At 68.7% G+C, this 21,510-nt stretch carries 19 protein-coding genes and 1 riboswitch; of the genes, 10 read left to right on the plus strand and 9 right to left on the minus strand.

Features of this window, described 5'->3' with window-relative positions; genetic code table 11:
• Positions 1 to 27 precede the first annotated feature (27 nt).
• The 3 genes from G3I71_RS16725 to G3I71_RS16735 are packed head-to-tail and all read left to right on the plus strand — an operon-like array spanning position 28 to position 2,202.
• Positions 28 to 1,017: an ornithine cyclodeaminase family protein gene (locus tag G3I71_RS16725; protein WP_164315519.1), complete on the plus strand. Its 990-nt coding sequence runs from the start codon at positions 28 to 30 to the stop codon at positions 1,015 to 1,017.
• 43 nt (positions 1,018 to 1,060) lie between these two features.
• A complete protein-coding gene (locus G3I71_RS16730; RefSeq protein WP_164315520.1) occupies positions 1,061 to 1,348 on the plus strand; it encodes a DUF1330 domain-containing protein in 288 nt (95 codons plus the stop codon).
• Positions 1,345 to 2,202 carry a PhzF family phenazine biosynthesis protein gene (locus G3I71_RS16735; RefSeq protein WP_164315522.1) on the plus strand — a complete coding sequence of 286 codons (858 nt, stop codon included), beginning with the start codon at positions 1,345 to 1,347 and terminating at the stop codon, positions 2,200 to 2,202. Before G3I71_RS16730 ends, G3I71_RS16735 begins: the two co-directional genes overlap by 4 nt.
• A 32-nt stretch (positions 2,203 to 2,234) precedes the next feature.
• Here the strand turns inward: G3I71_RS16735 and G3I71_RS16740 are convergent, their stop codons facing one another.
• Positions 2,235 to 2,987 carry a thioesterase II family protein gene (locus G3I71_RS16740; RefSeq protein WP_164315524.1) on the minus strand — a complete coding sequence of 251 codons (753 nt, stop codon included), beginning with the start codon at positions 2,985 to 2,987 and terminating at the stop codon, positions 2,235 to 2,237.
• A 654-nt stretch (positions 2,988 to 3,641) separates the two neighbouring features.
• On the opposite strand from G3I71_RS16740, the gene G3I71_RS16745 reads away from it, so the two are divergent.
• A complete protein-coding gene (locus tag G3I71_RS16745; protein ID WP_164315526.1) occupies positions 3,642 to 5,000 on the plus strand; it encodes an MFS transporter in 1,359 nt (452 codons plus the stop codon).
• 266 nt (positions 5,001 to 5,266) lie between these two features.
• Here G3I71_RS16745 and G3I71_RS16750 read toward each other — a convergent pair whose 3' ends face one another.
• Positions 5,267 to 6,331: an MFS transporter gene (locus tag G3I71_RS16750; protein ID WP_343242977.1), complete on the minus strand. Its 1,065-nt coding sequence runs from the start codon at positions 6,329 to 6,331 to the stop codon at positions 5,267 to 5,269.
• 42 nt (positions 6,332 to 6,373) lie between these two features.
• Positions 6,374 to 7,582 (minus strand): phospholipase D-like domain-containing protein, encoded by a 1,209-nt coding sequence (locus G3I71_RS16755; RefSeq protein WP_164315529.1) that lies wholly within the window; start codon positions 7,580 to 7,582, stop codon positions 6,374 to 6,376.
• 440 nt (positions 7,583 to 8,022) lie between these two features.
• Here G3I71_RS16755 and G3I71_RS16760 point away from each other — a divergent pair, with 440 nt between their 5' ends.
• Positions 8,023 to 8,712: a serine protease gene (locus tag G3I71_RS16760; protein WP_164315538.1), complete on the plus strand. Its 690-nt coding sequence runs from the start codon at positions 8,023 to 8,025 to the stop codon at positions 8,710 to 8,712.
• A 420-nt stretch (positions 8,713 to 9,132) separates the two neighbouring features.
• Positions 9,133 to 11,172: a PE-PGRS family protein gene (locus tag G3I71_RS16765; protein ID WP_164315540.1), complete on the plus strand. Its 2,040-nt coding sequence runs from the start codon at positions 9,133 to 9,135 to the stop codon at positions 11,170 to 11,172.
• Positions 11,173 to 11,236: 64 nt separating this feature from the next.
• On the opposite strand, the gene G3I71_RS16770 is transcribed toward G3I71_RS16765, so the two are convergent.
• From G3I71_RS16770 to gcvT, 6 genes are all read right to left on the minus strand, one after another.
• Positions 11,237 to 11,962, minus strand: coding sequence for a HEAT repeat domain-containing protein (locus tag G3I71_RS16770; RefSeq protein WP_164315541.1), 726 nt, complete (start codon positions 11,960 to 11,962; stop codon positions 11,237 to 11,239).
• Between the two features lie 28 nt (positions 11,963 to 11,990).
• The gene (locus G3I71_RS16775) at positions 11,991 to 12,383 is read right to left on the minus strand and encodes a CPCC family cysteine-rich protein (RefSeq protein WP_164315544.1); all 393 of its coding nucleotides are present in this window, start codon (positions 12,381 to 12,383) and stop codon (positions 11,991 to 11,993) included.
• Positions 12,384 to 12,628: 245 nt separating this feature from the next.
• A complete protein-coding gene (locus G3I71_RS16780) occupies positions 12,629 to 13,996 on the minus strand; it encodes an L-serine ammonia-lyase (protein WP_164315546.1) in 1,368 nt (455 codons plus the stop codon).
• Between the two features lie 64 nt (positions 13,997 to 14,060).
• A complete protein-coding gene (gene glyA, locus G3I71_RS16785) occupies positions 14,061 to 15,323 on the minus strand; it encodes a serine hydroxymethyltransferase (protein ID WP_164315548.1) in 1,263 nt (420 codons plus the stop codon).
• A gap of 64 nt (positions 15,324 to 15,387) precedes the next feature.
• Entirely contained in the window at positions 15,388 to 15,765 is a 378-nt protein-coding gene (gene gcvH / locus G3I71_RS16790; RefSeq protein WP_164315550.1) for a glycine cleavage system protein GcvH, read from the minus strand.
• 113 nt (positions 15,766 to 15,878) lie between these two features.
• Entirely contained in the window at positions 15,879 to 16,997 is a 1,119-nt protein-coding gene (gcvT, locus tag G3I71_RS16795; RefSeq protein ID WP_164315552.1) for a glycine cleavage system aminomethyltransferase GcvT, read from the minus strand.
• A 162-nt stretch (positions 16,998 to 17,159) separates the two neighbouring features.
• Positions 17,160 to 17,260: riboswitch (glycine riboswitch) on the minus strand.
• Positions 17,261 to 17,473: 213 nt separating this feature from the next.
• Between gcvT and G3I71_RS16800 the strand changes: the two genes are divergently transcribed.
• The 4 genes from G3I71_RS16800 (at position 17,474) to G3I71_RS16815 (ending at position 21,496) form a co-directional block, all read left to right on the plus strand.
• Entirely contained in the window at positions 17,474 to 18,160 is a 687-nt protein-coding gene (locus G3I71_RS16800; protein ID WP_164315610.1) for an AAA family ATPase, read from the plus strand.
• Positions 18,161 to 18,253: 93 nt separating this feature from the next.
• Positions 18,254 to 19,054 (plus strand): enhanced serine sensitivity protein SseB, encoded by an 801-nt coding sequence (locus G3I71_RS16805; protein ID WP_164315554.1) that lies wholly within the window; start codon positions 18,254 to 18,256, stop codon positions 19,052 to 19,054.
• Between the two features lie 208 nt (positions 19,055 to 19,262).
• Entirely contained in the window at positions 19,263 to 20,075 is an 813-nt protein-coding gene (locus G3I71_RS16810; RefSeq protein WP_164315611.1) for an enhanced serine sensitivity protein SseB C-terminal domain-containing protein, read from the plus strand.
• 422 nt (positions 20,076 to 20,497) lie between these two features.
• Positions 20,498 to 21,496 (plus strand): ABC transporter permease, encoded by a 999-nt coding sequence (locus tag G3I71_RS16815; protein ID WP_164315556.1) that lies wholly within the window; start codon positions 20,498 to 20,500, stop codon positions 21,494 to 21,496.
• The last annotated feature ends 14 nt before the right edge of the window (positions 21,497 to 21,510 follow it).

A 21,510-nucleotide genomic window follows, 5' to 3' on the forward strand; every position in this document is an offset into this window, starting at 1 on the left:
ATACGAGACGAGTCAGGAGGGGACTCCATGTTGCTGCTGAGTGGAGACCAGGTACGAGAGGCGTTCCCGGTGGCGGAGGCGTACCGGGTGGTGGCCGATGTGATGCGCCGCTACAGCGGGGGCGAAGTCGTCCAGCCCGTGCGCACGGTCCTGTCGTCAGGACGTGACACGTCACTGTTCGCCGCCATGCCTTGTCATGTCAGCGGCGAATCCGACTCCGGCTACGGACTGAAGGCCGTGCTGCACGCGCCTGGCAACGCGGCGCGGGGACTGCCGACGCACGTGGGTGTGGTGGTGGTGTTCGACCCCGAGACGGGTCAGCCGCTGGCCATGCTGGAGGGTGCCGCGGTGACCGCTCTGCGTACGGCCGCCGCGTCCGCCGTCGCCACCGACGCGCTGGCCCTGCCCGACGCCGGTGACCTGGCTCTGATCGGCGCCGGCACCCAGGCCCGCGGGCACCTCCTCGCGCTCTCCGAGGTCAGGGAGCTGCGCCGGGTACGGCTGTGGAACCGGGGTGCGGCGCGCGCCGAGGAGTTCGTCGCATGGGCGCGTACGAAGGCCGGCATCACCGTCGAGCTGATGGACACCCCTGCCGAGGCGCTGTACGGCGCGGACCTGGTGTGCACGACGGTGGACACCGCCGAGCCGGTGGTGAAAGCCGGGCACCTGGCCGAGGGAACGCATGTCAACGCGGTCGGTTCCTCGGTGCCCGGCAAGCGCGAACTCGACGCGGCGGCGGTGGCGTCCTGCACGGTGTTCGTGGACAGCAGGGAAGGCGCTCTGCGTGAGTCCTCGGAACTGGCCGCCCCGGTCGAGGAGGGCCTTGTACCGGCCGACCGGCCGCTGACCGAGATCGGTGAGGTGCTGCTCGGCAAGCAGCCCGGCCGTACGGATCCGGCCGAGCGCACGCTCTACAAGTCGCTCGGGATGGCGGCCCAGGACGTCGCGTCCGGCTTCGCCGTCGTACGGGCCGCCCGGCGCCTCGGCATCGGTACGGTGACCGACTTCACCTGCTGACCCTCTGGCGGCAACGGGACAACGGAGACAACGGAGACAACGTATGACCGCATTACTGATCGGCAATGTCGGGGTCATCGGCGACGAGAAGAATATGGCGGAATACCGCGCGAAGGTGCTCGGGACGCTGGAACTCTACGGCGGCGGATTCTCGATTCGTGGTGGCCGGTTCGAGGTGCTGGAAGGTGATTGGACGCCTGCCCATCTGTCGGTCATGGTGTTCCCGACATCGGATCAGGCCCGGCAGTGGTACACCTCCCCCGAATACCGTGCCATCGTCCCGCTGCGTGAAGGCACCCATATGGACCTGATCCTGGTCGAGGGCGAATGACCGCAGCCGCGGTCGGCCCGCGCACCCGGGCCTTCTCCCAGGTCGACGTGTTCACCGACGAGCCCTTTCTCGGTAATCCCGTTGCGGTTGTCCTCGACGGCGACGGGATCACCGACAGGGACATGGCCCGGCTCGCGAACTGGACCAATCTCTCCGAGACCACCTTCGTGGTACCGCCCTCCTCCGCCGAGGCCGACTACGGGCTGCGCATCTTCACCCCGGGCGGCGAGATCCCGTTCGCCGGCCACCCCACGCTCGGCTCCGCCCACGCATGGCTGGAAGCGGGTGGCGTCCCGAGGTCGCCGGGGAGACTTGTCCAGGAGTGTCCGCTCGGGCTGATCGACGTACGGAGGTCCGGCAACGGTCTGATTTTCCGCGCGCCCGACCTCAAGCGCGACGGCCCACTGGACTCGACGCATCTCGACCGGATCGCCAGGGGGCTCGGAATAGGCCGGGAGCGGATCGTCGCCCATCAGTGGGTGGACAACGGGCCGGGCTGGGCCGCCGTGCAACTGGCCACCGCCGAGGAGGTCCTGGCGCTGGATCCGGACGACCGTCACATGGGCGACCTGATGCTCGGCGTGGTCGGCGCCCACCCCGAGGACTCACCCGTCGCGTTCGAGGTCCGAGCCTTCGCCATGCCTGCGGGCGTGCGAGAGGATCCGGTGACCGGCAGCCTGCACGCCGGAATCGCCCAGTGGCTCATCCGCTCCGGCGTCGCCCCTCGCTGTTACCGCGCCGGTCAGGGCAGTCGTCTCCGTCGCCAGGGTGTCGTGACCATCGAGGCCCACGACACAGAGGTGTGGGTCGGTGGCCGCTCCAGCACCTGTGTGCGTGGCACCGTCGATGTGTGAGGAAAGCTCCGGGATCCCCGACAGCGCCAGGCTCAGGCTCGGGCCGATATCTCCGCCGAGATCACTGAGATGACGTCCGCGGCGTGCGCCTCCAGATAGAAGTGCCCGCCCGGCCAGATCCGCAGTTCGAAGGCACCGTCGGTGTGCCTGCTCCAGGCGGTGGCCTCCTCGACCGACACCATCGGATCCGCGTCGCCGACCAACGCCGTCACCGGGCAGGTCAGTTTCGGCCCGGGTGCGTATACGTACGTCTCCGCGGCCTTGTAGTCACTGCGGATCGCGGGGAGCACCATCTCGGTCATCTCGGGGTCGTCGAAGACGTCGGGCGCGGCGCTGGTCAGCGACCGGATGTGCTTGACGAGTTCTTGGTCGCCGCGCGCGTGGACACGCCCGTTGCGGTTGAGGTCGGGGGCCGGCCGCGATGACACGAAAACATGTGCGAGCTTGACGTCGGCCGCTTCCATACGGCGCGCGACCTCGAAGGCCACGGTCGCGCCGAGGCTGTGGCCGAACAGATACAGCGGTCGGTCCGCTGCCAGCGGCCGGATCACCTCGGTGATCTCGTCGGCCAGTTCGGCGACCGTCTCCCGGCGCTGTTCCGACAGCCGATCCTGACGGCCCGGATACTGGATCGCGAGCACTTCCACGTCCGGTGAGAGCGCCTTCGACATGGGCACGTAGTAGCTTGCCGCACCGCCGGCGTGCGACAGGCAGACGAGTCGGGCGGACGCGGGGCCCGCCGGGTGGAAGCGACGGATCCACAGGCCGGGGTCGACTGTCTGCATGGGATCGGCTCTCCTTGTCGGGGTGTCAGGCGGGGGCCTGCACGGCGATGCCGTACGCCTCCGCGAGATCATGATTCCCAGCTCGTACGATGCGAAGCCCGGTTCCCGTGCCCCGAGTCCAGGGAAGGGCGCTGGAATACGCACGGTCTGGCGTGAATGGATCGGCCGATGATCCAATGCGGGCCCTCGCGTATGTCGACGGGCTGTCGAACACCTGGGGAAATGGCCATTGGTAGATGAACCCCGACGCGGTGCTGGCTTAAATTGATAACCCATTGCTTTCGCTCGCAGCGTAAATCGGCGGCGACAATGCGGTAAGCGAGACAGGCGGCCTGGACAGTCGGGGAGTGGCACTGCAAAAGTACTCGGTATGAAAATCGCGCACCACGAGCCCATACTTCCGGGCCCTCTCGACCTGGCAGCGAGTATTGGGCGGTTGGAACTCGCCACAACACAGCAGCGGCTTTCGGCTGGTACCGGCGCCGCCCTGTCCGAATATTCCCCACACCGTTTTGTGGCCGCGCCGACCGGCACGCCCGCAGCGGGTAAAGCGTTCGCCCGATCAGTGCTCGGCCACCACCGCCTTCCGGCAGCCGCTGTCGGCCGGTTACGTGACGGTGGGTCGGCCGGTGCCGAGTTCCTCGGGAGGCGCGCATGACCAGTACCGAGGTGACGCCACGGCACAGGTCGGGACTGGCACTCGGGGTGCTGGCCGGGGCGCTCGCACTGGATGTGAGCGGTCTCGGAGTGCTCAATGCGGCCCTGCCGTCCGTCGGAACACGTTTCGACCTGGACGACACCACGCTCCAGTGGGTCATGGTTGCCTACGCGGTGACGTTCGCCGGCTTCCTGCTGGTGGGTGGCCGCCTGGCCGATGTGTTCGGCCGTCGGCGGGTGTTCGAACTCGGTGTGGCCCTGTTCACGGTGGCCGCGTTGGTCGGGGCCGTGGCGCCGGGCATCGGGGTGCTGCTCGGCGCGCGGGCGGTCCAGGGCATCGGAGCGGCCTTGTCGGGTCCGGCCGCGCTGGCTCTGCTGACCGAGGTGTTTCCGGCCGGCCCCGCACGCAACCGGGCATTCGGCGTGTACGCGGCCGTCGGCGCGGCGAGCTTCAGCGGCGGGGTGATGCTGGGCGGTGTGCTGACCCAGTTCCTCGGCTGGCGGTCGGTGCTGTGGTTCTCGGTGGTGGTGGGAGTGGCCGTGCTGGCCGCGACGCGCGCCGGGCTGCCCTCGGGTGCCGGGCGCGGCGGCAGCCTGGACCTGCCCGGTGCGATCTCGGGCACGATCGGCCTCACTCTGCTGGTCGTCGGCGCGAGCAGCAGTGGCGCGACGGCATGGGGTTCACTCTGCCTCGCAGTGGTGTTCCTGCTGCTCTTCGTCGTGCGCGAGCACCGCACCGAGGACCCGGTACTTCCTCTCGACCTCTTCCGGGTCGCATCGGTACGGGCGGCGAGTCTGGCGGCGTTCCTCCAGTACATGGCCTCCGTCGGGATGCTGTTCTTCGCGCCGCTGTATCTGCAGGGGATGCTGGACTACTCTCCGCTCGAGTCCGGTCTCGCGCTGGTGCCGATGTCGGCGGGTGTGTTCCTCACCGCCAACTTCGTCACCGGACGCCTGCTCACCAAGTACACGCCGAGCATGCTGATGGCCGGCGGGCTCGTCCTGATCGGCGGAGGAACAGCCCTGTGGATGAGTACACCGCAGGACGGCGACTATCTGCTGCATGTCCTGCCCGGCATGGTGATCAGCGGTATCGGCCAGGGCCTGAACTTCCCCGCGATGACGTCCGCCGCGCTCACCGGCATCCAGCCGGAGCAACACGCGGTCGCCGGGGCGGTGAACGTCGTGGCACAGCAGATCGGCGCCAGCATCGGAGTGGCGGTCATGGTCCTGATCGCGGCGACCAGTGATGACCAGCTCACCGGCTACCACCTCGCCTACCTCGCAGCAGGCATCGGCTGTGCACTCGGCGCGGTGATCATCGCCATGGCGGGCCGCCGGACGAGCACTGCCTGACGAACTCTCCTGTGGAACGGCTCGCGGGACGACAAGCCACCCGGCCCGGTCGGCCCGCGAGCCACTCGTCGCCGCAGGGCTGCCAGGAGGCCCGGGCCAGGATTACGGCACCGCGGCCATGTCCCCTGGACATCAGTGGCGGCTGTGCACTGATGGGGATCTGGCCTGGGCTTTTTGTTCACGATGGTGATGTGGTCGGGTGGTCCGTTCCGCTGTGGGCGAGGGGTTGCGGGATCCGGGCAGTCACCCGCTGGAGGCGCTTCCTGTCAGCTGTGGCCGAAGCGGTCGGCGATCAGTTCGGCGGCCATCATGACGGTGAGGTTGGTGGCCACGGACGGCGCGTCCGGGAGGATGGAGGCGTCGACCACCCGCAGCCCGGGCACTCCGTGCACGCGGCCCAGGTTGTCGACGACGGCCGTCGGATCGTCCGCGGAACCCATCGGCGCGGTGCCGCACAGGTGCGGATACGGCTTGACGTGAGCTCTGAGATACGCGGCCAGTTCTGTGCCGGAGGCAGCCGCCGGACCCGGTGCGATCTCGCGGAGTCCGAGCGCGCGCATCGGCGCGGTGGCGGCGAGCCGTCGGCCGAGAGCGACTGCTTCGATCATCTTCCGGACGTCCAGCGGATGTTGCAGCAGTCCGAGGTCCAACTGCGGCGCGGTCCTCGGATCGAGGCCCGCCAGTCGCAGCCGGCCGTGGGCCTCGGGCTCGGGCCGGGTCACCGGGTCCACCGTGACGTACGCGGCTGTCGACGAGGGCAGCACCGACAGCGCGTTCCCGATGCCGAGCAGCAGCAGGCACGCCTCCAGGGCGAGCAGCGGGGCGTCCGTCGGCAGCGGCGCCGCCGGTATGAACGCCACGGTCGTCATCAGTGAACCCGCGAGAGACACGGGTCCGCCGCCGAAGCGGTCGGTGAGCCTGCCGGAGACGGGCAGGACCGCGGCCCCCACGGCGAAGCCCACCATCGCCAGGCCGGTGTCGATCACGTCGTAGCCGCGCACCAGCTGGAAGTACAGGGCCTGGATGACCAGCGCGCCGAACTGGATCGCACCGGCCAGGAAGCTGGATGCGGCCGTGGCACTGAACACCTTGTCGGCGAACAACCCGGTGTTCAGCAGTGGCGCGGCACTCCTGCGGCCGAGCACACCGAAGGCGGCCGGCGCGGCGCAGTCCGGGAGCAGCGGGCCGTAGAACCCGGCGTGGGTGAGGCCGCCGGACCGGCCGGGCAGGCTCATCGCGTACGTCGCGGCCGACAGCCCGGTGCCCACGATCTTCGCGGCGAAATTCGGTGGGAGCGCTTTCGGTGGCGGCGTCGGAACGAGTGAGGGCAAGCGAATCCGGAAGACGATCGAGGACTGGTTCGCTGACGACAGCTAGCAGGTCCCCGCACGGCTGTACGCGCCGAGTTGCTCCAGCGTGGTGTTGTTCGACTCGTACGCGTCGAAGACCGTCGGCGTCCCGCTGTACTTCAGAAGCGCCTCGTCATTGGCGTGCAGGGACTGGGAGGTGTAGTTGACGCTCCCCGTCCAGACGATCTGCTGCACCGAGTCCTCATAACCGGCGTTGACCAGAAGGTACTTCGAGTGCAGCATGGCGGCCGGCGGGGCCGTCTTGTCGAAGCGGTAGACGGCGACGCCGTTGTGCGGGCCGCAGGCGCTGAGCGCAGAGATCGTGGTGTCGTCGGACGCGCCCTGGTCGGTGTAGACGGCGTGCACGGTGCATCCGGCGTCGTCGAGGCTCTTCAGCTTCTGCGCGACAGCCGTGTCCTTGATGTCATACATGGCCATGTGGACGCTGCCGCCGGCCGAGCAGTCGACGTTGTTCAGGATGTCGAGGATGACGTTCTTGCTGGTGTCCTGCTGCGGGAAGAAGTACGCCTTCGCTCTGGTGCCGGTCGTCGCGTTGGCGGCCGTCACCGTGGTGTAGCCGACGCTTGACGCGGCGTCAGACATCTGGGCCGCCTTCATCGCCGTGAAGCGGTCGATGTAGGCCTGGTAGATGTCGGGCTGGTCGACCAGGGTGAGCGCGTTGTTCCAGGCGTTGACGCCTCCGTTCACGCCCGAGGTCGCGGAGATCATGTTGGCCGACGACTGCACCACCACGTCGGAACTGCCGGACGTGCTGGTGAACAGGTAGAACTTGTTGTGGTTGATGATGTCCTTGGCTGTGTTGTGCTCGATGCAGCCGCCATGGCACAGCAGAACGTAGGAGCCGGCGGCGGGGTCGTTCCCGAGCACGTCTTCAAGGTCGGCGGTCGTCTTCTGGATATTGGACGTCGGGGCGTAGTCATCCGCGACAATCTTCACTTTGACGCCGCGCTGATAGGCGTTCACCAAAGCGTCGTAGTAGGCCTGAGAGTTGAATGCGTAGATGGAGAAGCGGATGGTCGCGCCCGCCGGAGTCCCGTTGATCAGCCCGGTGAGGTAATTCTGTAGCGCATATTTGCCCGTCGCGTCGTTCGGATTGTTGAAGACGGCGTTGTTGGACAGGGCGGATGCTGCTTGGCTCGGTGCTCCGAAGCCTAGAACGGCGCCCAGGGATATCGCGAGGGCCAGGATCAGATGCGAAAAGCGAACGCGCACGGTTCTACGCAAAGTCTATTCCTTTACCGGTAGCCCGGAAGAGGGCGTTGGGCTCATTTTCGCGGACAGGCGAAGCCGCTGGACGTGGTCCAGCGGCACGAGCATAGCCAGATTTCAGCACGAGAACGGACCTGCGGACGAAATTGAGACCGCCTCGCTGACGCAGGGCGCCGTCCGGTACTTATTCGCTTGCAATTCTTGTCGCCGTCTGCATGGCACTATCGCTCCACTTTCGGCAGGAGCCCTGCCGTGCCATCTGCAATGACGATTCGCGCCAATCTTGCTCTTTCGGCGGATGACTGGCTGGAATGTGTCCCTTGCGGCTGTCCAGTAACGCTGAGTACGTTGCGCACTTCAGTGATCAAGGAAGCGGGTGGGGGATGCGTAACCGGGTTTTCTCTCTGATGGCTGCGGCCGTTCTGTCCCTTTCGTTCTTTTCGGTGCAGGCAGCCGTTGCGGACGAGGGCGACGGAGGAGTGAGCGCCAATATAATCGACGGCGAGGCGGCTACCTCGTCCGACGGTATGGCAGCCGTCCACTACAACGGCGTCTTCAGATGCAGTGCGTCCATCGTGGACAATTACTGGATTCTGACCGCCAAGCACTGTCTGTACGACCAAGGCAGCCGGCTCGACGACGACAAGTTCACCGTCCGGGTCAAGAGCCTCAACCGCAGCAGCGGCGGAGGGGTTGTCGACGTCGCCTTCACGAAGGCGCGCGCCGACAACGACATCGCCATGATGAAGCTGAGCCGGTCGGCGAACGCGGAGCCGGTGCGGCTGGCGACGGCCCATCCGGTGGTCGGAGTGACCACGTACGCGTTCGGATGGGGCTCGACCACCTTTGGCGGCGGGGCCAGTTCCGTGCTCAAGCGGGCGGAGCTGAAGGTCGTGAGCAACAACGGGGTCGATTATTACGGCGGTCGGGCCATCGACGTGACCGGGATCAACGGCGTCGCCTGTTTCGGAGACTCGGGCGGCCCGCTGTTCAAACTCGTCGACGGTCTTCGCTACCAGGTCGGCGTCCTGTCCGGGGACAACAACCCCTACTGCGAGTACGGCGAGCCGGACAGCTACGCGAGCACCCCGGAGAGTCTCGACTGGATCACCCGCGTCATGGCCGACTTCTGAGACCCGGTGGGTCCGTCTGACTCGCGGTGACCGTGAGCGGGTGCACGAAGGCCGGTGGCCGAGGCAGGTGAGAGAGCGACTGCCTCGGCCACCGGCCGCCAGGTCGGACGGCGATGGTCACCCGGGGTCCCGCGGGGTCACCCGACAGCGGGCCCGTTCTTCGCCGGCAGTTCCCCGGCCTCCCCGCCGGGACCGAGACCCCGTGTCACCGGCCGGCGGAGAGCGTGTCCACACCGGCCTCGGAGACGGCTTCTGCTGCTGCCTCACCGTCAGGTCTTCGGGGGCAGCGGACACCGGGGAGGAGGTCGCCGCCTTCGCGCTGCGGGCAGGCGCTCGCGAGCCGGTCCGGATTCAGTGGCCGCGTGCGGGCTGCGGAGCAGGTAGGAAGGTCGAGCGTCGCTTCGGGCAGGATGGGGTCCCATGGCGGGTGGGAGAGACCAGCTCGTAGAGCTGCTTCAGCATGCGGGGCTGGAAGTCGTGGGGGACTGGCACATCGAGGAGGTGCTGCCGCCTCACGCCGCTTGGCGTTCCGTCATTTCGGGCAGAGCCAAGCCGTTCGTGGCTGTGCCGGCGGATCAGCCCGACCTGGTCGCTGAACTCAACGCACAGTGGCACCGCCTTGCCGGCAGCAACGGGATCGTGGGCGAGGACGGCGTGTTCCTCATCGATGTCACCGGCAACTGGACGGGCTGTGCGCCCAGGCGCTGGGCTCGGGTGAAGCTCTCCGGCGAATGGGACCTCGCCGGAGTGCTCGGCGAGCGGCCGGGGCAGCCGGAGTTCCTCAGCCTCTCGACGGATGGCGACACCCTGATCGGGGTGACCACCGAGGAGGACGAGGTCTGGTTCATCGTCCTCGACCGTATCGGAGAGTGGCAGGAGGCAACCGCGCGGGCGTCGGCGCAGGAGACCTCCGAGGAGCGAGAAGCCGCGTGGGGGGCGCTCTTTCGGGGCCCAGGACCTTCGGAGCGGCTGCGCCAGATGTGGGCGCACGGTCTGGCGCTCAACCCCGCCACACCCGACGACCTCCGCGCCCGGCTCCTGGGGTTGTCGCACCACGTGATGTGGCGCCCACTGCCGACGGCAGCCGTCGAGGCGGCCATGGTCCACCCGGATCCTAAGCTGCGGCAGCATCTGGCCGAGGTCCAGCCGAACATCACGACAGATCAGTGGGCGCGCCTGATCCTGGGCGAAGAGGAACCCCGGAACCGGTGGATCCTCACACTGCTCGCGGCGGACCGGCAGGTCGAGCTCACCGACGCCGCGTACGAACAGCTCGTGGCGGATCCGTCGGCACGGATCCGCGTAGAGGCCGCTCGCCTTGCCGGGCTGCCCGAACGAATGCTTACCGCTCTGGCCGCCGACGCCGAATGGTCCGTGCGTGCCGCGGTCTGTCATAGGGCCTGGCCCCATCTGGGAACCGCAGCTCGGCGGGCGCTTCTCGACGACCCCTCCGGGAAGGTCCGCATCGAGGCACTGCTCCAGCACCACCAAGAACACCCGATGCCACGATCCGCCTTTGACACCACAGGACTTGACACCACAGGACTTGACGCCGCCGAACTTCGATGCCGCGCGGTGAAGACCTGCCGTCTGGAGCGCTCCCTCGCCGAACATCTGGCTCACCACGGCGATCAGGCCCAGCGACGCTCTCTCGCGGGCAACCCGCACCTGGACCCGGACCTGGTCGGTATCCTCGCCCAGGACCCCGACGAGCAGGTCCGCTATGTGATGGCCCTACGCGCCGACCTCAACGAGGAACAGCGGGCGGACATCGATATCGACTTCGACCCGCACATTCACCTCAACCCGCTCGACTGGGTCGTTGCGCTGCACGAGGACCCCGTCGCCATGCGCCGCCTGGCCGCCTCCTCCCACCCCCTCGTACGCAGAAGCGTCGCCCGGGCCCGTCATCTCCCGCCGGACGTCATCGAAGTCCTTGCCCTTGACGAAGACCGTGTCGTACAGCTCTTCCTCGCGGAATCCTGCGACGACGCACCCGCGGACATGCTGCTGCGGGTGTGGCAGTGGTGGACAGGAAGCCTCAGCACCCCCGATCGCCCCCACGGACATCCGAACTTCCCCCGCGTCGGCCTGCTCCGCTACGCCGACGACCCGAACCCACGGATGCGCCAACTGGCCCTGGACGCCCCGGAGTCAACAGCTGAGCTGGTCGAGCGGTTCAGTCGGGACAGCAACAAGGAAGTACGACACCGTGCCGCGAAGGACTCTCGGCTGACGCCCTCATCGGCGTTGCGGCTGCTCGACGACCCGCACGACAGCGTGCGCGACGCGGCGGCCCGGCACCCCGGACTGCCCGCGCGCGTGCTGGTCCGGCTCTTGCGGGACACCGACGCCGGTACCGCACAGACCGCGGCCCGGCATCCAGCCTTGCCTGTACCCGTCATGGAACAGATGCTCCAGCGGATCCACCTTCCGGCCGACGCCGGCCCAGGACGGTGAGCCCGGCCCCACCGGGCCTTTCTGGTGAGGTCGGGGCACACCAGGACGGCCGTCCGTCGGCAGGTCACGGGTGGAGGTCCGTGTGGTCGATCCACTCGATGGTGACGACGATGTTCTCACCGGCGGGAGCTTCGGTGGCTTCGAGCAGTGCCCATTCACGCGCCGATTCGACCAACTCCGGCCAGGGCGCTGTCCAGTCGAGTTGCCGGTCCAGCTCGGGGCCGGAGACCAAGCAGGTGCTGTCGCCGTCGTTCTTCCAGAACTGGCCGCAGAGGATGACTTGTTCATGGTCGGCGAGGTCGTTCACGATGTCGCCGTAGTGGATCGATGGCCACGCGGGGACATCGCCCACCCTCATGGTGCGCAGCGCCGCCGTCGACGGGGGCGTGACTGCTCGGCGGGCGCCGAGTTCTGTGAGAGCCCAGCGGAAACCGCCCGGCTCGCTCCGGTCCGGCGGAATCGCCCGCTCCATACAGGCGCGGTACGCGCGCCACAGGGGCTCAACCGCGTCCCTGATCCCCAGGTCCGCGAGGGCCAGCGCCGCCCACTCCCGCACGGTGCTGTTGTCACTGGCCAACAGCTCGATCAGTGCGGGGCCGCAGCGCAGGTCTCCGACCTCCTCGAAGACCTCAATGGCGGTCAGCTGGCCGAAGCTGCCGAGGAACGGTAGGCCGTCGATGATGACAGGGACCGCGGGGTGTCCGATGTGGATCAGCTCGGTGCGGGCATCCATGGACTCGTCCGCAGCGCCATCCATCTGCTGGACGAGGGCTGCGATTCGGGATGCCATACGCGGTTCCTCTCGGTAGTGGGTCGGCTCACTCCGGTTCGGGCGAGGTGACTCGGCGCCAAAAGGTCGGCAGCCACCAGCACAGCACTGAGAGGTCTTCGGGCCATGGGGCCCGCTCCGCGGCTTCCCAGTCCTCGAAGGAGTCGCGGGACCGATCGATGGGGCGCCACGCCGGGTCGAGCGGCTCGTCCGGCGCCGGCGGCCGTACGTACTGTTGGCCACGGTGATCGCAGGCGCCGAATTCCCGGTAGTTCTGCTGGGCTTCGACCAGGGAGACGCGGTTGGCTCCGCCTGCCATCGTCGGCCACCGGAATTGAACACCATCGTCTTCCCAGAAACAGATGGGACAGATCTCGTAGGAGCCGGGCATCTCATCAAGGACGAGATGCCCGCAGCACGGACATGGTAATGGGCTGCTCATCGGCGCAGTGTGGACGACGAATCACCCACCTCACCACTGTGTTTCCGAGCTCACCACCAGGGGAGGCGCACGACGGTCGGCGGTCAGGGCGGATCGGAACAGTGATCGAGGGTGCCACGAACTCTCGGGTCAGGCACCCGCCTCGTGGGGTTTCCCCGGGACCTTTCGGGGACCTTCCGCCGCGTAGGCAGGCAACGCCCTGACAGCGCTGAAAGACAGGAACGCGCTGCTCAGAGCCCATCCCCTCAGCACTCGATGATGTTCACCGCAAGCCCGCCCCGGGCCGTCTCCTTGTACTTGACGCTCATGTCGGCCCCCGTCTCCTTCATCGTCTTGATGACCTTGTCCAGGGACACCTTGTGCGAGCCGTCCCCCCGCATCGCCATCCGGGCCGCCGTGACCGCCTTCACCGCGGCCATGCCGTTGCGCTCGATGCACGGGATCTGGACCAGGCCGCCGACCGGATCGCAGGTCAGGCCGAGATTGTGTTCCATGCCGATCTCGGCCGCGTTCTCGACCTGTTCGGGGCTGCCGCCCAGCACCTCGGCCAGTGCGCCCGCCGCCATCGAGCAGGCCGAGCCCACCTCGCCCTGGCAGCCGACCTCCGCGCCGGAGATGGACGCGTTCTCCTTGAACAGCATGCCGATCGCGCCGGCGGCGAGCATGAAGCGGACCACGCCCTCCTCGTCGGCGCCCGGGACGAAGTTGATGTAGTAGTGCAGGACCGCCGGGATGATGCCCGCGGCCCCGTTCGTCGGGGCCGTCACGACCCGGCCGCCCGCCGCGTTCTCCTCGTTCACCGCCATCGCGTACAGCGTGATCCACTCCATCGCGCGCGCCAACGGCTCGCCCTCCGCCCGGAGTTGACGCGCCGACATGGCCGCGCGCCGGCGGACCCGGAGCCCGCCCGGCAGGATGCCCTCGCGGGACATACCGCGTGACGTGCACGTCTGCATCACCCGCCAGATGTCCAGCAGCCCGGAGCGGATCTCGTCCTCGGTGCGCCAGGCCCGCTCGTTCTCCAGCATCAGCGCGGAGATCGACAGGCCTGTCTCCTTGGCCAGGCGCAGCAGCTCGTCGCCCGTGCGGAAGGGGTACTTGAGGGCCGTGTCGTCGAGCTTGATGCGGTCGGCGCCGACAGCGTCGTCGTCGACGACGAACCCGCCGCCAACCGAGTAGTACGTCTTCGAGAGGAGTTCGGCGCCCGAGGCGTCGTACGCCCAGAGGGTCATGCCGTTCGCGTGGTAGGGGAGTGTCTTACGGCGGTGCAGGATCAGATCGTCGTCGAAGGAGAAGCCGATCTCGTGGTCGTCGAGGAGCCTCAGCCGGCCCGACTCCTTGATCTGCTCCACGCGGGTGTCCGCGCCCTCCACGTCCACCGTGCGCGGTGAGGCGCCCTCCAGGCCGAGCAGCACCGCCTTGGGGGTGCCGTGGCCGTGCCCGGTCGCGCCGAGTGAGCCGTACAGCTCCGCGCGGACCGACGCCACCGCCCCGAGGACCTCCTCGCCCCGCAGCCGGCGGGCGAACAGCCGGGCCGCGCGCATCGGGCCGACCGTGTGGGAGCTGGACGGGCCGATACCGATCGAGAACAGGTCGAAGACCGAGATGGCCACGGGAACTCCTCAGAACGGGGGCGGTGGGCTCCGCACCGGGCGGAGCCCACTCACCCCAGGGGCACTACTTGTTGAGACCGGGGTACAGCGGGTGCTTGTCGGCCAGCGCCTTCACGCGGGCCTTCAGGCTGTCGACGTCGAACGACGGCTTCAGGGTCTCGGCGATCACGTCCGCGACCTCCGTGAAGTCCTCGGTCGTGAAGCCGCGGGTGGCCAGCGCCGGGGTGCCGATCCGCAGGCCCGACGTCACCATCGGGGGGCGCGGGTCGTTCGGGATGGCGTTCCGGTTGACGGTGATGCCGACCTCGTGGAGACGGTCCTCCGCCTGCTTGCCGTCCAGCTCGGAGTCGCGCAGGTCTACGAGGACCAGGTGGACGTCCGTACCGCCGGACAGGACGGACACACCGTGCTCGCCGACGTCCGCGCGCACCAGACGCTCGGCGAGGATCCGCGCGCCCTCGACCGTACGACGCTGGCGCTCCTTGAACTCCTCGCTCGCCGCGACCTTGAAGGAGACGGCCTTCGCCGCGATCACGTGCTCCAGGGGGCCGCCCTGGAAGCCCGGGAAGACGGACGAGTTCAGCTTCTTCGCGAACTCCTTCTTCGCCAGGATGATGCCGCCGCGCGGGCCGCCCAGCGTCTTGTGGGTGGTGGAGGTGACCACGTCCGCGTACGGCACCGGGTTCGGGTGCAGGCCCGCCGCGACCAGACCGGCGAAGTGCGCCATGTCGACCCAGAGGTAGGCCCCGACCTCGTCCGCGATGCGGCGGAACTCCGCGAAGTCCAGCTGCCGCGGGTACGCGGACCAGCCCGCGATGATCACCTTCGGGCGGTGCTCCTTGGCGAGCTGCTCCAGCTCGGCCATGTCGACCAGACCGGCCTCGTCCACGTGGTAGGCGACCACGTCGAACTGCTTGCCGGAGAAGTTCAGCCGCATCCCGTGGGTGAGGTGGCCGCCGTGGGCCAGGTCCAGGCCGAGGATGGTGTCGCCGGGCTGGGCCAGCGCGAACAGGGCGGCCTGGTTGGCGGAGGCGCCCGAGTGCGGTTGCACGTTGGCGTACTCGGCGCCGAACAGCTCCTTGACCCGGTCGATCGCGATCTGCTCGGCGACGTCGACGTGCTCGCAGCCGCCGTAGTAGCGGCGGCCGGGGTAGCCCTCGGCGTACTTGTTGGTGAGGACCGAGCCCTGGGCCTCCATGACCGCGACCGGAGCGAAGTTCTCCGAGGCGATCATCTCCAGGGTGGACTGCTGGCGGTTCAGCTCGGCGTCGACGGCGGCGGCGATGTCGGGGTCGAGCTCGTGCAGGGGAGTGTTCAGAAGCGACATGGGGTCAGTACGTCCTTACGTCCTTGTGACTGGCCTTGTGCCTGGAAATCTCGGCCGGGGGATCTCAGCTGCCGGAGAACGCGGTGTACTCGTCCGCGGAGAGCAGGTCGCCCGGCTCGTCCGTGACACGCACCTTGAAGAGCCAACCGCCTTCGAACGGGGCGGAGTTCACCAGTGACGGATCGTTGGAGACGTCCTCGTTGACCTCGGTGACCTCACCGGCGACCGGGGAGTACAGGTCGCTGACGGACTTGGTCGACTCCAGCTCACCGCAGGTCTCACCCGCGGTCACCGTGGCCCCGACCTCGGGAAGCTGGACGTACACGACATCGCCGAGCGCGTTGGCCGCGTGCTCGGTGATACCGACCGTCGAGACGCCGTTCTCGGCGCCCGACAGCCACTCGTGCTCCTTGCTGTAGCGCAGCTGCTGGGGGTTGCTCATGGCCTGAATTCTCCTGTACGCGGGGGACTGGTCCTGCATGGGGTACTACGCGGGGAAAGTGCCTGCCCGTCAGCAGGCAGGACACGGACGGATCGTCGGTGACGCTGCCGGAGTTACTTCCGGCGCTTGTAGAAGGGCAGCGCCACGACCTCGTACGGCTCGTGGCTGCCCCGGATGTCCACGCCGACGCCCGCCGTACCCGGCGCCGAGTGCGCGGCGTCGACGTACGCCATCGCGATCGGCTTCCCGAGGGTGGGGGAGGGGGCGCCCGAGGTGACCTCGCCGATCACCCGGCCGCCGGCGACGACCGCGTACCCGGCGCGCGGGACACGACGGCCCTCGGCGATCAGGCCGACGAGTACCCGCGGCGGCTCGTACGAAGCGCGCTCGGCGGCCTCGCGCAGGGCCGCGCGGCCCACGAAGTCGCCCGCCTTCTCGAACTTGACGACCCGGCCGAGCCCGGCGTCGAAGGGGGTGAGGGAGGTGGTCAGCTCATGCCCGTACAACGGCATGCCCGCCTCCAGGCGCAGCGTGTCCCGGCAGGACAGCCCGCAGGGGACGAGCCCGACGGGCGTGCCCGCGTCGGTCAGCGCCTGCCACACCTTCTCCGCGTCACCCGGCGCCACGAACAGCTCGAAGCCGTCTTCGCCGGTGTAGCCGGTGCGCGCGATCAGGGCGGGGACGCCGGCGACCGTCCCGGGCAGGCCCGCGTAGTACTTCAGGCCGTCGAGATCGGCGTCGGTGAGGGCGGCCAGGATGCCGGGGGCCTCCGGGCCCTGTACGGCGATCAGCGCGTAGGCGTCCCGGTCGTCGCGGACCAGCGCGTCGAAGCCGTCGGCGCGCTCCAGCAGGGCGTCGAGCACCACCTGTGCGTTACCGGCGTTGGCCACGACCAGGTACTCGGTCTCGGCCAGGCGGTAGACGATCAGGTCGTCCAGGATGCCGCCGTCGGACCGGCAGATCATGGTGTAGCGGGCGCGCCCGACGGCGACGGACCCGATGTTGCCGACAAGGGCGTGGTCGAGAAGGGCGGCGGCCTGGGCCCCCGTCACGGTGATCTCACCCATGTGGGAGAGGTCGAAGAGGCCGGCCTTCGTGCGCACGGCCAGATGCTCGTCGCGTTCGGAGGCGTACCGCAGGGGCATGTCCCAGCCGGCGAAGTCGGTCATGGTGGCGCCGAGCGAACGATGCAGGGCATCGAGGGCGGTCAGACGCGGAGGGGTGCTGCTCATCGGTAGTGCTCCCAGGGCATGACGGCGAGGTCGTTCCTCCCCATCTGTCATCGGAACCTGAGAGGTTCATCGTGACCGGAAGCGTGAAAACGCAGGTCACAGACTTGCACCTTGGGTGGAGCCACTGGTCGTGACGACCGGCGGCCCGCTTTTCAGATGTGCCTCGCCCGCGCGGTAACGGGGCCTGAGAGATTCAAGGGAGGGACTTGCTCCTTCGGCGTCCGGGTACCCATAGGTGCCCGGAACTCTCCCGCGCGGATTCAAGCGGCCGGTATGCAGTTGGCGGGCACATCATCGCACGCATTGCTTCGGCACGGCAGGGGGACCCTTCACAGAGGGGACACAGGCCCGCCACGCATGCGCATACCGGCCTGTAGCAGGCCTGTTGCAGTAAGCGGACCCAATCGGGAGCCACCGCGTATTACCTTCTCTTTACACTCGACGGGGACGGTACTTCCCGACCCCATGGGAGGACGATCACGGTGAACAGGACCACGGCGTACGCGACGACCTCGGCCCTCGTACTGACCGAAGCGCTGCCCAAGCAGCCGGCCGCCCCGGCCCGGGAGACGCGCGCCGCGCACCCGGAACCCGTGATCCGCGACCTGCGGGAGCGCTCGGGCCACAGCCCGCACGGCCTCACCTTCGGCGCCCGCGACCTCGTCGTGGTCACCGGCCTGCCCGGCAGCGGCAAGTCCACGCTGATGCGCCGGGCGGTGCGCGCCACCGGCATCGACTCCCAGAACACCCGCGACCAGTGGGACGCCCGTACGCCCTCCTTCCTCCCTTACGCCGTCTACCGCCCCCTCGTCCGCCTCGCCCACTACGCCGGACTGCGCCGCGCCCTGCGCTCCGGCGCCGGCGTCGTCGTGCACGACTGCGGTACGCAGGCCTGGGTGCGCGGCTGGCTGGCCCGCGAGGCCCGCCGCCGGGGCGGCACCATGCATCTGCTCCTCCTCGACGTCACCCCGGACGAGGCCCTGGAGGGCCAGCGCGAACGCGGCCGGGGCGTCTCGCGGTACGCGTTCCTGCGCCACCGTCAGGCCGCCTCGCGGCTGCTGCGCTCGGTGGAGAAGGGGAATCTGCCGGAGGGCTGCGGCTCGGCGGTGCTGATCGACCGGGACGCGGCGGACATCCTGCGCAGGATCGACTTCGCGGACTGACCGACGTATGCGCCGGGGCCGGTTAGGGTTTTGCCCATTAAGGGACTCCCACCCAGGGGCTCAGGGCAGCGGTTCACAGCAGGCGGTAGGCAGATGGACATCCCGGCGGACCTCCCCCCGGACTTTCCCGGGGGCTTCCCCGCACAGGCACATGCGTATTCGCACGGCGGTTGGCCCGGCAACGAGCTGGAGGAGGTGCTCTCGGCATCCCTCGGCGTCCCCGGCGCGGGCGCCCGCATCGTCGAGGTCCTCGGCCGCAGCTTCGTCTGGGTCCCCCTCCCGTCCGGCGGCGGCCCCCACACCGGCCCCCTCGACCTGCCCACGATGGACATCCAGGGCCAGGCGTACGTACCGGTCTTCAGCTCGGAGGAACAGTTCCGGCAGGTCGTCGGCGGCCATGTGTCGTACACCGTGGCCCCCGCCGTCGAGTTCGCCCGGGGCCTGCAGCCCCAGGTCGGCATCGCCGTGAACCCGGACGGCATGGTCGGCGTCCCCCTGCCCCCGCAGGCCGTGGCCCAGCTCTGCCGTTCCGGCCGCACCGTCCTCGACGGCGTCGGCGGCGGACGCGTCCGCCTCTACGAGCCCAACTGGCAGGAGGACCCGGTCGACTTCCTCACCGCCGCGGCGGTGGAGTTCGCGGGCACGGGCGTGGTCCGGACGGCCCGCCGCTGCCTGGCGGCGATCGAAACGGCCGCCCCCGTCATGTTCGTCGGCGTCGAGCTCTCCCCCTGGGACCCGCTGGCCCGCACCATCCCGATGGACGCCCTGGCCAGAGCACTGGGCCACACACCCTCCCCCTGGCCGGTGAACCTGGTCTTCCTGGACATAGCCCAGGACCCGGTGACGGACTGGCTGCGGGAGCGGGTCCGGCCCTTCTACCAGCACGGTTACTGATGAACCTGCCTGAGGCGCGGCCTCCTGGGGGTGCGGGGCCGGGGCACGGTGCGGCTCCGCCGCGGGACGCGACCGGCCACAATGGCCCGCAGTCGCCGAAAATCAGTGAGTTCCGAGCTCTTGGGCGGCTTCCACGGACCGTCTCTGTCAGTGGCGCCGCATAAACTAGAACGCACAACTCGGTCAGGGTTACGAAGGGGCGGTAATGGTGAGCGCGTCGGGCACGGCCGCGGCCGGTCAGGTCGAGCACATGCTGCGCCAAGTCACGCCCGGGCGTTACGACGCCTACGAGGCGCTCCTGCGCGCCCTCGCGACCCCGTCCTCCGGCCAGATCTGGATGCTGCTCTGGCACGGCCAGGCCGGTTCCCCCGACGCGCAGTACGGAAACATGCAGGTCGACGGGTACGGCTACGCGCCCTGTGTGACCTCTGCCCAGGAGCTGTCGGTCAGTGGCTGGAACAGGTCGTACGAGGTGGTCGACGGTCTCGACGTGGCCCGCACCCTCTACCCGGACCAGTACGGCCTCTGGCTCAACCCGCACTCCCCGGGCGGCGGCGTCGGCATTCCCTGGCTCGACCTGCGCCGGATCGCGGCGGGCCTGGAACGCCAGCCCGCCGGCCCCCTGCGGCTGGCCGAACCCGGCATCGAGATCCCGCAGTTCTACGCCCTCCTCTCGCAGAACGCCCACCGCACCCCGGCGGTCCGCTCGCTGCGCCGCGCCTGGGTGCAGCCCGCGCTCGGCGCGCCGTATCTGGCCATCGGGCTGGACGTGTACGACACGTCGCCGCCCGCCGTGGACTCGGTGCGCGCGATGATGCAGCAGTCGATCGGGGCGGTCCCCGACGGGCTGCCGGTGTCGACGGTCGCGATGTCGGACGAGCAGGACCCGGTCGTGATGTGGCTGCGCGCGAACGCCCGGCCGTTCTACGACCGGGAGGCCCACGCGATCGCCGCCCCGGCCCAGGCTCCGCAGTCCCCGGCCGGCGGATACGGGTATCCGCCCGCGCGGGGTCGTTACTGAGCGGAGTTTCACACGTACGGCCGAATTTGCGCGCCACTGTCTTCGCGCGTAGATAGCGACGAATAGTCGCGATAGTGTGCGGATGTTCCTTCTGCACCAACTGCCCCGCGTCCGAGGGTCGTTACCCGCTGTTCGGATAACGGAATCCACAGGACAGCATCACGGTTGCGCATACTTTCGCCGACAGACCTTTCACGTGATCGCCGAATCACTGAAGACTCGCCTGTCAGACGATGGGGTCACCGATCCTGCAGTCGGCAGCGCATGGCTAAGTCGACTAATCAGCACGGATCGTCAGCAGGAACGAACAGCCGGTTATCCGGGCCGCACCATCTGCGGCCCGTACCCGGCGAGCAAGTGAATCAAGCCGCAGACAGCGGCAGGCGTAGGCCGGTCACCACCGGCGAGAGGGGTCGGGTCCTGTGACCGCACCGATCGAGACCACCGCAGCGGCAGCCGAGGTACAGCCGGAGGCTGTGCTCGCCGGCGCCGGTAAGGGGCAGATCGAGGGCCGTTCCCTGGGGCAGATCGCCTGGTCCCGGTTCAAGAGGGACAAGGTGGCGGTCGCCGGCGGCGTCATCGTCATCCTGCTGGTTCTGCTCGCGATCCTCTCCCGGCCCATCCAGGCGCTGTTCGGCCTCGACCCCAATGCCTTCAACCAGGATCTGATCGACCCCAACACCTCCCTCCCCACGGGCGGCTTCGGCGGCATGACCTGGGACCACCCGCTCGGTGTCGAACCGAAGTTCGGGCGCGACATCGCCACCCGCATCCTGGAGGGCTCCTGGGTCTCGCTGGTCGTCGCCTTCGGCGCCACGATCCTGTCCAACGTGATCGGCACGATCCTGGGTGTGGTCGCCGGCTACTACGGCGGACGGGTCGACACGATCATCAGCCGGATGATGGACACCTTCCTCGCCTTCCCTCTCCTGCTGTTCGCCATCGCCATCTCCGCCACGCTGCAGGGCGGCGCGTTCGGCTTGGAAGGGCTCCCGCTCCACATCAGCGTGCTGATCTTCGTCATCGGCTTCTTCAACTGGCCGTACCTGGGACGCATCGTCCGCGGCCAGACGCTGGCCCTGCGTGAGCGCGAGTTCGTGGACGCCTCCCGCGGAATGGGCGCCAGGGGGCCGTACATCCTCTTCCGGGAGCTGCTGCCCAACCTGGTCGGCCCGATCATCGTCTACTCGACGCTGCTCATCCCGACCAACATCCTCTTCGAGGCCTCGCTGAGCTTCCTCGGCGTCGGTATCCAGCCCCCGCAGGCGTCCTGGGGCGGCATGCTCAACCAGGCGGTCACCTACTACCAGGTCGACCCGCAGTTCATGATCGTGCCCGGCCTCGCCATCTTCGTGACCGTTCTGGCGTTCAACCTGCTCGGCGACGGTCTCCGGGACGCACTCGACCCGCGCAGCCGCTGATGCGGCCGTGTCGG

This window comes from Streptomyces sp. SID12501 (assembly GCF_010550245.1).
Classification (GTDB): domain Bacteria; phylum Actinomycetota; class Actinomycetes; order Streptomycetales; family Streptomycetaceae; genus Streptomyces.

What these genes read in the sequence shown, in the direction of transcription:
- G3I71_RS16725 (WP_164315519.1), top strand. Translation starts at nt 28, where the DNA reads ATGTTGCTGCTGAGTGGAGACCAGGTACGAGAGGCGTTCCCGGTGGCG.
- G3I71_RS16730 (WP_164315520.1), top strand. Translation starts at nt 1,061, where the DNA reads ATGACCGCATTACTGATCGGCAATGTCGGGGTCATCGGCGACGAGAAG.
- G3I71_RS16735 (WP_164315522.1), top strand. Translation starts at nt 1,345, where the DNA reads ATGACCGCAGCCGCGGTCGGCCCGCGCACCCGGGCCTTCTCCCAGGTC.
- G3I71_RS16740 (WP_164315524.1), bottom strand. Translation starts at nt 2,987, where the DNA reads ATGCAGACAGTCGACCCCGGCCTGTGGATCCGTCGCTTCCACCCGGCG.
- G3I71_RS16745 (WP_164315526.1), top strand. Translation starts at nt 3,642, where the DNA reads ATGACCAGTACCGAGGTGACGCCACGGCACAGGTCGGGACTGGCACTC.
- G3I71_RS16765 (WP_164315540.1), top strand. Translation starts at nt 9,133, where the DNA reads ATGGCGGGTGGGAGAGACCAGCTCGTAGAGCTGCTTCAGCATGCGGGG.
- G3I71_RS16770 (WP_164315541.1), bottom strand. Translation starts at nt 11,962, where the DNA reads ATGGCATCCCGAATCGCAGCCCTCGTCCAGCAGATGGATGGCGCTGCG.
- G3I71_RS16775 (WP_164315544.1), bottom strand. Translation starts at nt 12,383, where the DNA reads ATGAGCAGCCCATTACCATGTCCGTGCTGCGGGCATCTCGTCCTTGAT.
- glyA (WP_164315548.1), bottom strand. Translation starts at nt 15,323, where the DNA reads ATGTCGCTTCTGAACACTCCCCTGCACGAGCTCGACCCCGACATCGCC.
- gcvH (WP_164315550.1), bottom strand. Translation starts at nt 15,765, where the DNA reads ATGAGCAACCCCCAGCAGCTGCGCTACAGCAAGGAGCACGAGTGGCTG.
- gcvT (WP_164315552.1), bottom strand. Translation starts at nt 16,997, where the DNA reads ATGAGCAGCACCCCTCCGCGTCTGACCGCCCTCGATGCCCTGCATCGT.
- G3I71_RS16805 (WP_164315554.1), top strand. Translation starts at nt 18,254, where the DNA reads ATGGACATCCCGGCGGACCTCCCCCCGGACTTTCCCGGGGGCTTCCCC.